6 protein-coding genes are annotated in these 10,843 nt (G+C 44.2%); 5 read left to right on the plus strand and 1 reads right to left on the minus strand.

Features of this window, described 5'->3' with window-relative positions:
* The first annotated feature begins 693 nt into the window (after positions 1–693).
* The 3 genes from VIN08_RS05905 to VIN08_RS05915 all read left to right on the plus strand — a co-directional run bounded on the left by VIN08_RS05905 (position 694) and on the right by VIN08_RS05915 (position 7,413).
* A complete protein-coding gene (locus VIN08_RS05905) occupies positions 694–3,090 on the plus strand; it encodes a glycoside hydrolase family 127 protein (RefSeq protein WP_331961651.1) in 2,397 nt (798 codons plus the stop codon).
* A 132-nt stretch (positions 3,091–3,222) separates the two neighbouring features.
* The gene (locus VIN08_RS05910) at positions 3,223–5,511 is read left to right on the plus strand and encodes a beta-L-arabinofuranosidase domain-containing protein (RefSeq protein ID WP_331961654.1); all 2,289 of its coding nucleotides are present in this window, start codon (positions 3,223–3,225) and stop codon (positions 5,509–5,511) included.
* A gap of 216 nt (positions 5,512–5,727) precedes the next feature.
* Entirely contained in the window at positions 5,728–7,413 is a 1,686-nt protein-coding gene (locus VIN08_RS05915) for a DUF885 family protein (RefSeq protein WP_331961657.1), read from the plus strand.
* Between the two features lie 177 nt (positions 7,414–7,590).
* Here the strand turns inward: VIN08_RS05915 and VIN08_RS05920 are convergent, their stop codons facing one another.
* Positions 7,591–8,457: an AraC family transcriptional regulator gene (locus tag VIN08_RS05920; RefSeq protein WP_331961660.1), complete on the minus strand. Its 867-nt coding sequence runs from the start codon at positions 8,455–8,457 to the stop codon at positions 7,591–7,593.
* A gap of 317 nt (positions 8,458–8,774) precedes the next feature.
* Here VIN08_RS05920 and VIN08_RS05925 point away from each other — a divergent pair, with 317 nt between their 5' ends.
* Together VIN08_RS05925 and VIN08_RS05930 are read left to right on the plus strand one after the other, a co-directional pair.
* Positions 8,775–9,350 carry a DUF1440 domain-containing protein gene (locus tag VIN08_RS05925; protein ID WP_331961663.1) on the plus strand — a complete coding sequence of 192 codons (576 nt, stop codon included), beginning with the start codon at positions 8,775–8,777 and terminating at the stop codon, positions 9,348–9,350.
* A gap of 368 nt (positions 9,351–9,718) precedes the next feature.
* Positions 9,719–10,843: TonB-dependent receptor (locus VIN08_RS05930; RefSeq protein WP_331961666.1), on the plus strand; the 1,125-nt coding region annotated here is incomplete at its 3' end.

The following is a 10,843-nucleotide window of genomic DNA, read 5'->3' on the forward strand; positions in this document are numbered from 1 at the left end:
TTTATCGGCAGTGATAAAAGTCTGGTAGGTTTGTTTATGGGTTGCAGATGTATACTGTGGCTCTTCCTGGCAACTCAGGATTAGCATACCGGTAAACAGTATAGCAAGTCGGACGGTTTTGTAGAATGCTTTCATAGTCAGGCATAGGGTTGGTTACTAAAAGCTGTTCCGGCCGGGAACGGTAGTAAGATTAGGAACGAGGCGGGCTGTAAACAATGTAGGTATAGCAGGCAGCACGAACCATCGCTATATATAGGTATATAGATGTGCTATAAGGTGCTTGCCCGTAATACAGTATGCGGGAGTATATTTGGTTAAAGTATAAATTGTCAGAGACAAGCTGGTATACCGGACGGAAAAATCAACCAATTGTCGAAATCAGAAACTGAAAATATACCGGATAAGTCCGGTATTTTTTTGTGACGAAGACAAGGCATAAAATAATTCCGGGGGAGGTGAAAATTGCTTTCTGATGGAGCTGCGCAACAGCCTGGAGAAAGTCTCTATTTTTTCGTACCTTATCGTTACCCCAATCCGGGTCCTTGCAGGATATTTTGTCGAGGTTAATATTTTACCAGCATAAGATAAGATCAACACAAGATGGCTGCGGGTGAGCGACTAAGTTTGTCATATCGGCATGTTTAGCATCGCAGTGCCGGTGTTACCGAACGGATGCTGAAACGACTTACGTGCATGACTCATACCTGCCTATTACGCATTTGTTTTTTCCTGCTTCTCTGCTGGAATGTTTTTACGGTCAATGCCCAGCATGGCGATTACCCGATACATCCTGTGCTTTTTACATCGGTGAAGCTCGCGGATAACTTCTGGGCTCCGCGCATCAAAACCAATCACGATGTTACCATACCTTTTACGCTGGCAAAGTGTCGCGAAACAGGACGCATCAAGAACTTCGAGATCGCTGCCGGGTTGAAGTCAGGAAGTTTTTGCACGGAGTATACTTTTGATGATACCGATCTGTATAAAATTATTGAAGGCGCCTGTTACTCATTTCAAATATTCAAAGACCCTGCATTAGAGAAACAAGTTGATTCGCTGATCGATCTCATTGGCAAGGCACAAGAACCCGATGGCTATATTTATACCAACCGTACTATTATGGGCGAGCATGCACACGAGTGGGCCGGTACTAAACGTTGGGAAAAAGAAGAAGAGCTGAGTCATGAATTGTATAACATCGGTCACCTGATCGAATCGGCTATAGCGCATTATCACGCCACGGGCAAAAAGAATTTTCTGAACATTGCTATCAAAGCTGCCGACCGCGTGTGTGCTGACTTTGGCCCTGATAAACTACATATATACCCCGGCCACCAGATCATTGAACTGGCATTGGCAAAATTATACCAGGTAACGGGCGACAAGAAATATCTCGATACCGGTAAATTCTTTCTGGATGTGCGCGGTCCGGGTGGTGATGAATATAACCAGGCGCATCTTCGTGTAACCGATCAGCACGAAGCAGTGGGACATGCCGTGCGTGCAACCTATATGTATGCCGGCATGGCCGATATAGCGGCGCTCACACACGATCCATCCTATATAAAAGCGATTGATGATATATGGAACGATGTAGTATCGCACAAACTATATATCACAGGCGGTATAGGTTCTACAGGGAATGGTGAAGCATTTGGTGCTGCTTACGAATTGCCCAATATGTCGGCCTATAATGAAACTTGTGCTTCTATTGCCAATGTATATTGGAACTATAGATTGTTCCTTATGCATGGTGATGCAAAATACTACGATGTGCTGGAGCGTACACTCTATAATGCATTTCTCTCGGGAGTAGCGCTTACCGGTGATAAATTCTTTTATCCGAATCCATTGGAGTCGCACGGGCAGCATGAACGAAGTGCGTGGTTTAGTTGTGCGTGTTGCCCCGGAAATGTAGCGCGCTTTGTTCCTTCCGTGGGCGGATATTTTTATGCGCAGAAAGAGAAATCGCTCTATGTAAATTTATTCGCAGCCGGCAGTGCGCAATTTGAAATTCCCGGCAATCGTGTAACACTCGAACAGAAAACAAACTATCCGTGGGAAGGAGATATACTTATTAACGTGACCCCCGAGAAGGCCGGAGAATTTGATGTACGCGTTCGTATACCCGGCTGGGCTGTGAACAAACCTATACCCAGCGATTTATATACATTTGAAGATAACTTCCGCGAGCAACCTAAAGTATACCTGAACGATAAACCGGTAGATATGACCTTGCAACAAGGGTATATCGTATTGAATCGTAAATGGAAGAAAGGCGATCGCATACATATACAATTGCCATTACCTATTCGCAGGATACAAGCCAATGCCAAAGTTGCTGATGATAAAGACAAACTCGCGATACAACGGGGCCCGCTGGTATATTGTGCTGAGTGGCCCGACCAGCCAGACGATCGTGTGCTGAACCTGATGCTTGCTCCAGCCGCACCGTTGCAGGGGCAATTCAAAACGGATCTATTGAAAGGTATATATACTATTGCAGGAGAAGGCCAGTCGGTAGTGCGCATATCTCCCGCTGATCTTAAAACAGTAAACACTCCGGTAACGCTGATACCCTACTATGCCTGGGCACACCGTGGTGCCGGTGAGATGACGGTGTGGATACCAGAGAAGCCGGGAGCTGCTCAGCCATTGCCCGCTCCGACTATTGCCTCTACCAGCAAGATCAGTGCATCGCATACAACTCGTACGCTGATGGCCATGAATGATCAACTGGAGCCTAAGAACTCCAACGATCATTCGATCGTGTTCTATCACTGGTGGCCGTTGAAAGATACGGTGCAGTGGGTGCAGTATGATTTTGCGAAGCCTACAGCCATCACGTCTTCCAAAGTATATTGGTTTGATGATGGTCCATTCGGAGGTTGTCGTATTCCGGCTGGCTGGCGATTGCTCTATAAAGATGGCGACTCGTGGAAGCCGGTAAAAAATACAGCTGCGTACGAAGTAAAGAAAGATGCCTACAGCACGATATCTTTTGATCGCATCACTACATCCACGCTGCGCCTGGAAGTAATCTTGCCGAAGGAGCATTCGGCCGGTATTATGGAATGGAGTGTTGACTAATCTTAAATATATACTTACTCAAACGTCCTATAGATGTATAGCCTGTTCATTAAATCTCCTTGTAAAATATATAGTTTCCTTCTGGTCGCATCGATACTGACAGTGAGCTATCGAACTACTGCACAATCCTACGTGCCTGAATCGGTAAACAGTCGTGTAAAGATAAAACCGGTGGTACCAGTACAGGCGTATTCGTTTCATCTAAGTGATGTGGAGTTACTGGACAGCCCGTTCAGGCAAGCAATGAATGCCGATGCGAATTACCTGCTGGCGATAGAGCCGGATCGTTTGCTTTCAGAATTTCGCAGGCATTCCGGTCTGCAGCCAAAAGGTGCAAAGTATGGTGGCTGGGAAGATTCGGGATTGGCCGGTCATACATTAGGCCACTACCTGTCGGCTTGCGCGATGCATTATGCAGCATCCAACGATCCGGAATATGTGAAACGTGTAAACTATATTGTTGATGAACTGGACGAATGCCAGAAGGCACGCAAGACCGGATATATAGGCGCTATACCCAGGGAAGATACCGTGTTCATGGAAGTATCGCAGGGAAATATTCGTTCGCGTGGATTTGATCTCAATGGTGCGTGGTCGCCCTGGTATACCGTGCACAAAGTCATGGCAGGTTTACTCGATGCATATTTATACTGTAATAATGATAAGGCACTCAGGATAGAACAGGCTATGGCCGACTGGACAGGCGATATACTCAAAAACCTGACGGATGAACAACTTCAGAAAATGTTACTCTGCGAATATGGCGGCATGAATGAAGTATTAGTGAATACCTATACTTTTACGCAGAATAAAAAGTATCTCGACCTCTCATACAAATTTCACGACAAGCGTATACTCGATTCGCTAGCAGTGGGTATAGATGTGTTGCCGGGTAAACATTCCAATACACAAATTCCGAAGGTGATAGGCACGGCACGCAGGTATGAAGTGACCGGCAACAAACAGGATATTGCTATAGCTGAATTTTTCTGGAACACGGTAGTGCAGCACCATACGTTTGCTCCGGGCGGTAACAGCAATTACGAGTACCTGGGCAAGCGCGATGTACTCAACGACAAGCTCACAGATAATACGATGGAAACGTGCAATACGTACAATATGCTGAAGCTTACCCGGCATTTGTTTGCGCTGCAGCCTTCTGCTGTATATATAGATTTTTATGAGCGGGCGCTATACAATCATATACTGGCTTCGCAGAATCATCACGATGGTATGATGTGCTACTTTGTGCCGCTGCGCATGGGTACGAAGAAAGAGTTCAGTGATCAGTTCAATACGTTTACCTGTTGCGTAGGCTCGGGTATAGAAAATCATGTGAAGTATGGCGAAAGTATATATTTCAAAGGGAAAGATGGAAGCTTGTATGTAAATCTCTTTATTCCATCGCGGTTACGCTGGAAGGAGAAAGGAGTAGAGATCGTACTAAATTCTAACTTGCCTGCCGATCCGAAAGTTACACTTACTATACAGGCAACAGGTTCGCAGGCATTGCCGCTGCATATACGTAAACCGTATTGGGTAAATAAGCCTGTAGTAAAAGTAAACGGTAAAGCCATTGAAAATATAGCGACAGATAAAGAAGGATATATAGTGGTGAATCGTAAATGGAAGAAAGGTGATGTGATCGAGTTATCATTGCCCGCTTCGCTTCATGCTATGCCGATGCCGGATAATACTTCGCGAAAGGCATTCTTCTACGGTCCTGTGTTGCTCGCAGGAAATTTGGGAACTACCGAACCCGATCCGATGACGGGTATACCAGTGATTGTTACGGCAGAAAATAGTATACCAGCCTGGCTCAAACAAGATACAACGGATCCGCTGGTGTTCAAGACATCGCAGGCTGGTTTTCCCAATGATATAGCGCTACAACCTTTTTATACATTCGATGATGAACACTACACCGTATACTGGGATGTGTTCACACCCGATTCGTGGAAAGTTCAACAAAAGGTATATGAAGAACAAAAGAAAGCAGCGTATGCCCTTGAGCAACGCACAACGGATATACTACGCGTAGGAGAGATGCAGCCGGAACGCGACCATAATTTTACAGGCGATAAAACGGAAGCAGGTGAATCGCATACACGTAAGTTTCGCGTAGCGAATGATGGCGGCAATTTGATATTTACCATGAAGGTAAATCCGGATATGCCCATGAGTTTGATAGCAACGTACTGGGGCATGGACAACCGCGGTCGCACATTCGATATACTGGTAGATGGAGACAAGATCACCACTGAAGACCTGAATAAATACAAGGAGAGCAAATTCTACGACATCACGTATAGCATTCCGGCTTCGCTCACGAAAGGAAAAAAGACTATAACTGTCACCTTCCAGGCAAAACCTCATCAACAGGCAGGACCTCTGTTTGGTGTACGGGCTGTTACGAATTGAAAATTCAATTGTGTATAGGTTCTTTGTTCAAGGTTCTTTTTTGTTTAGGATTTAAAGTTCAGGGTTCAATCGTGTTCAACGTTTACGGTGCATGCTGAAAGTTCTTTGTTCCAGAGTTCTGCATTTTATATTCGGTGATTTACTATATTTCAAATTCACGGGGACACAATAATTTTTGACCCACAACATTGAACCTTAAACTTGAATTTTAAGAATATGAAATTAAACTCCCTGGCAATAATCTTTGCCTTGCTATGCCACACGGCTATGGCCGATGATCTTCATGAGTTGGTAAGTCAGTATGAAGCTGATAAGTATGCGTTGACGAGTAAATATACTGTAGTAGAATCTGCAGAGTATTACGAGCGGTTCACACGTTTTTATACCGACTGGTTGGCTACGGTGAAGAGGGTAGAGTTTACTAAACTTTCGCAGGATGGTAAGGTTGATTATATCTTGTTAAAGAACCAGATCGATAAGGAACTATATTTTCTGAAGATCAAACAAAAGGAGTTTGAGGAAGTTGCCTATGTAGCAGACTTTGCAACACCAGGCTATATATTTATTCGCGAGCGAAGAAGAGGAAAATCGATAGAAGCCGCTTCGCTTGCTGCTAAGTTCAATGATATGTTGTTGGGTATAAAAACAACGAAAGAGAAGATCGCAAAGGCTCCGCCTTTTTCAAGTTGGCAAAAAGCCGAGAAAGCATCAGAGATAGTAAAGTCGTTGCGCGAAAACCTGGAAGAGTCCTATAAATTTTACAAGGGCTACGATCCGTTGTTTACGTGGTGGATGCAACGACCGTACGATACATTGGCATCATCGCTGAAAGTATATGAAGCATTTTTGAAACAACACTACGTGAATACATCAGTGAAAGATGATGGCAGTGGTATCATTGGTCGCCCGATAGGTCGGGATGCGTTGATCAAAAGTCTGCAAACGGAATTTATCTCGTATACTCCGGAAGAAATTATCGCTATAGCACAGAAACAGTTTGCATGGTGTGATGCCGAAATGCTGAAGGCTTCGCAGGCGATGGGCTTTGGCAATAACTGGAAGGCTGCGATGGAGAAAGTAAAGAATACGTACGTTCCGGCCGGACAACAACCTGCGTTGATCGATTCACTGGCAGAAGAAGCGATACGTTTTATCGAAGAGCGCAATCTTATCACGGTACCCCTACTGGCCAAAGAGACGTGGCGCATGCGCATGATGTCGCCCGAAGCACAAAAAGTTAATCCATTCTTTCTTGGAGGCGAAGAGATCATAGTATCATATCCAACCAACACCATGGAGCATCGCGAAAAGATGATGAGCATGCGTGGTAACAATCCGCACTTCTCGCGCGCTACCGTGCAACATGAACTGATACCGGGCCATCACCTGCAGCAATTTATGAATGCGCGTTACAAACCTTATCGCTATGCATTCTATACACCGTTCTGGATAGAGGGATGGGCGCTGTATTGGGAATTTAACCTGTGGGACAAAAATTTTCCACGCTCACCGGAAGATCGCATCGGTATGTTGTTCTGGCGCATGCACCGTTGTGCCCGCATTATATTCTCACTCAACTATCATTTAGGAAAAATGACCCCGCAGCAGTGTATAGATTTTCTTGTAGAGCGTGTAGGCCATGAGTATGCAAACGCTGCAGCGGAAGTACGAAGATCTTTTACCGGTGACTATGGCCCGCTATACCAGATTGCTTACATGGTAGGTGGCTTGCAATTCTATAACCTGAAAAAGGATTTAGTGGAATCCGGCAAGATGACCGAAAAGGATTTTCACGACCGCATCCTGAAAGAAGGAAGTATACCCGTAGAACTGGTCCGCGCTATATTAACAAACCAACCGCTCACCGAAGAGTATAAAGCAACCTGGAAGTTTGACAAATAGGTTAGAAGCTGAAAGCTGAAAGCAGAAAGTGCAAAGTATACGCGCGATCCGCTTTCAGCTTTTCACTTTAAACTTTCAGTTTGTATTTTCTTCTGCGCCCATCTGCGCGATCTGCGGGAAACAAATGATGTATTCCTCTTCTGTGAAATTCCTGTGAGTTCCGTGGGAAAAGAAAGGCTACTTCACCTGCAGCCTTCGAAACTCCGTTGGTGTAATTTCACACAGCTCACGGAACTTGCGATTGAAATTAGAGAGATTATTAAACCCCACCTCAAAACATATTTGTGATATACTCAGATCATTTTGCTGTAAAAGTTTACGCGCCTGCCCGATGCGGATCTCCGTTAAAAAATCGATATACGATTTACGTGTACGTTTCTTAAAGTATCGGCAGAATGAATTGATTGTCATGTTCGCTATGTCGGCCACCTCATCAAGGTGTATCTTACGGTGATACTCACTCATGGTGAAGCGGTATACATCCGCCAGTTTTTTACCGTCAATCTCATCAAGATCGTTATATATACCAGACGATGCCAGCGGATCTATACTCTCTGTGTGCGAAAGTATATTGAGTATTTTGAGCAGTACAATAAGTCTATCCATTTCGCTGGTACGAAACAATAACTTCATGAGCTGTGCGATGCGATTACGCACCGGGTCTTTTACATAGAGACCACGTTCTGATACTTTGGTAAATTCGTGGAGCTTCTTGAGTTCGGGCAGTGAAAGAAATTTTTCACCGAAAGCCTGCCATTCAAAAAATACAGTATAGGAATGCGCTGTCTGTGTATCGGTAGGAGTATAGTAGCGCGAGTCGTTACGAAATACGTGAGGTAAATTCGGACCGATCAGAAATATATCTCCCGGTTTAAATGCACCGATATAGTCACCGGCAATTACCTTCCCTTCGCTTTCCAGTACCAGGGTGAGCTGCACTTCCGGATGCTGATGCAGGTGATCATAGAAATGACGATCGTGATCTTCCTGCAGGCGAAATGATTCCTGCGATGTCTTCGGAATTTTGAACGGCAGAATTTTCATGGGTGGAGGCGCTAAAGTCCGTACAAAATATTCATAATAATTTAGTAATTATCAATTGACAGGATAAAATAGTATTGATATAGGCTAATATTTCAATAAAAACGAGCTCACTTTCCCGATTGCCGGGGCATAAAATTACAGGTGGCAACGTACAGAACAGGGAAGAGAATGCTGTTTCACCGGGTCATGCTATGCCACAGCAACGAGATAAAATACTATTATCACCAGTCAATATCCGTGGAGTCGAAGGTATTTTTTGTGCGGTATTTTACGGCTCAATAATTTCGGTAGAAGGTTATTGATTGATTTGGTTTGAAATGGATGTACAGCGGTCGCGCAAAGCGACTGCTGCGACATCCAGCCACCGCGTTGTGGGTTGTACTTACCCATTGAAAAAAGTATATTCGTCTATGACTCCATCTACCCCCAACTCCCGCGGAGCGTTGCAAACAGTTATTCTTATGGGACTACTTGTCGGCACGCTCGATATCACTTCAGCTTTTATCAGTTACTATATTTCTTCCGGAGGTAAAAATCCGATGGCTGTATTGCGCTTCATTGCTACAGCAGCATTCGGTAAAGAAGGATTACCCGATAACGCCATGCTTGTGTGGGGACTGGTGTTCCACTATATCATTGCCTTTAGCTGGACGATTCTGTTTTTTATTATATACCCTATACTACCGTTCCTGCAGAAGAACAGAATTGTTACCGGTATACTTTATGGTGCTGTGATATGGTTGTTTATGAACCTCGTAGTGTTGCCGCTTTCTAAATTACCATCACTGCCTTTCAGGCCTCTGCAGGCATCGATCGGTATGAGTATCCTTATCGTAGCCATCGGGTTACCACTTGCTTTTATAACACACAGGTTTTATAAGCAGAAAGGGTAAAGCTTAAAGCGGAAAGTATAAAGCTTAAAGCGAAAAAATCAAAGTATATATCCCTTGCATTTATCTTTCAGCTTTAAGCTTTGTGCTTTAAGCTTCATGCTTCATTATCTCTGTGTTAACATCGTGTCTTCTTCGTGTTCTTTGTATCATGGGATTTTCTCTTCTCAGGGAAAAGTGTATTTTATATCCTAAAGCATTCTCATGACTTCGGGCGACTCGAAGCTCGCAGTAAGCAGTCATCACCTCACCTCTACAGGGTATATATCAATCACTGGTGATAGGTATTCTGCGGTTCAATGGTAAATATAACTTGCTTCGCTACAGCAGTCGGGTAATTTTGCGGCAATTAACATAACCCGTATTACCCTATGAAATATTTCTATACCAGGATCATTATGTCCTGGTTTATGCTTGCAACTGTACCGGTATACGCACAAACCGGAAAGGTGCAGGGCACAGTAAAAGATGCGCAGGGCGAATTGCTGCCCGGTGCATCGGTGTTGGTGGAAGATAGTCGGGCCGGAACAACTTCGGATGCGGCCGGTAATTTTGAACTTGTTTTACTCCCAGGAAATTATCGCGTAAGCTGCAGCATGGTAGGCTATGAAATACAAACGCATGCTGTTACCATTGTTGAAGGACAAGTAGTGTTGCTGGACTTCGCTTTACCTGAAGGCAACAATGTATTGCAGCAAGTAGAGATCATCGGTCGTAAGGAACGCTCGTATAAGAATACATCTTCCTTTATAGGTTCCAAAACAGAGCTCAACGCAAAAGATCTTCCGCAGTCGGTATCATTTGTTACTAAAGAATTGATCAGCGATCAGGGACAGATGCGTGTCGGTGAAATTGTGAAGAACATGAGTGGTGTAAATCAATTTACATTTTATGATGATATAACCATTCGTGGTTTTCGTATCAACGGTCAGAGCAATACACAGCTCATCAATGGTCTTCGCACATCCACCGGTTTCTGGAAGCAACCGCTTGCTAATTATCTCGAGCGTGTAGAAGTTTTAAAAGGACCTTCATCTGCACTCTTTGGTAATGCATCTCCGGGTGGCGTATTGAATCGCGTTACCAAGAAGCCGCTCGACTATAATCGTAAATCACTTGATTTTTCCTTCGGGAGCTTTAATACATTTCGTGCACTGGCGGATTTTACCGGGCCAATGAACAACGAACGCACTTTGCTATACCGACTAAATATAGGATATGAGGATGCGAATTCTTTTCGTCAATTACAGTTCGATAAGAATTTGGTGATTGCGCCTTCAGTATCATTCCTCCCGTCTGACAAGACACGTCTGAATTTTGATATTATCTATAATCAATCGAACAGCCGACTCGATCGCGGACAGGCGGTGTTCAACAACAATGATTTATACTCTACGCCAACGTCATTAGCGCTCAGTTCTACGAACGACTACCTGAATGAAAATACCTATAATGTCTCCGCTTCGCTGAACCATTACTTTACTGAAAAATTATCG

This window comes from Ohtaekwangia sp., assembly GCF_036568665.1.
Taxonomy (GTDB): domain Bacteria; phylum Bacteroidota; class Bacteroidia; order Cytophagales; family Cyclobacteriaceae; genus Ohtaekwangia.

Coding starts and splice junctions, on each gene's coding strand:
- VIN08_RS05905 (WP_331961651.1), top strand. CDS start 694: ATGACTCATACCTGCCTATTACGCATTTGTTTTTTCCTGCTTCTCTGC.
- VIN08_RS05915 (WP_331961657.1), top strand. CDS start 5,728: ATGAAATTAAACTCCCTGGCAATAATCTTTGCCTTGCTATGCCACACG.
- VIN08_RS05920 (WP_331961660.1), bottom strand. CDS start 8,457: ATGAAAATTCTGCCGTTCAAAATTCCGAAGACATCGCAGGAATCATTT.
- VIN08_RS05925 (WP_331961663.1), top strand. CDS start 8,775: ATGGATGTACAGCGGTCGCGCAAAGCGACTGCTGCGACATCCAGCCAC.